This window comes from Bartonella sp. AC130YNZD (genome assembly GCF_042196865.1).
Taxonomy (GTDB): domain Bacteria; phylum Pseudomonadota; class Alphaproteobacteria; order Rhizobiales; family Rhizobiaceae; genus Bartonella.
Window position 1 is genome coordinate 1 of sequence record NZ_JBHIQZ010000164.1, and the last position, 639, is coordinate 639.

The following is a 639-nucleotide window of genomic DNA, read 5'->3' on the forward strand; positions in this document are numbered from 1 at the left end:
CAATCCAATTTTCCATTTCAAATTTTAGAAAACGTTTATCACATTAGATTGTGAGGGTATCTCTATGTGCAAAAAATACGAATTAACCAGTGAAATTAAAAAAATCAAACATGCACTTACTCGAAATATTATAAATCTTTATCGCATTAAAGCTTTAAAAGATTTTGATGATGTTAAGACGGGGGATTTAGGGGGCTTTATTGAAAAGGAAGCTAATCTATCCCATGATGGCAATTGCTGGGTTTATGATAATGCTTGTGTGTATGGCTATGCCGTCGTTTCTGAAAATGCAAAAATACGGCATTTTTCTCAAGTTTGTGGTCAAGTCTATGGGAATTGTGAAATCTATGGCAAGGCTTTCATCTCTCAATACGCAAAAATTTATGACCATGCTTGTGTCTATGGCAATGCTCATGTTTATGGCAATGTTTATGGGTATGCTCATGTGAGTGGTGCTGCCCGCGTTCTTGCTGATGCTCATATTTATGATTATGCTCATGTTTCTTATGATGCTACGGTTTTTAGTTATGCACGCGTCTATGGTCGTGCCATTGTTGCTGGCTCTGCCCGTATTCATAGCTATGCCAAGGTTTATAATTATGCTGTTATTAATGGTCGTGCTAAAATTTATGGCAAGGT

At 36.8% G+C, this 639-nt stretch carries 1 protein-coding gene; it reads left to right on the forward strand.

The annotated features are described in order from the left end of the window. Positions 1-64: 64 nt before the first annotated feature. Positions 65-639, forward strand: a 575-nt coding sequence (locus ACFINU_RS10290) for a hypothetical protein (protein WP_375667732.1), incomplete at its 3' end; no start/stop codon positions are given.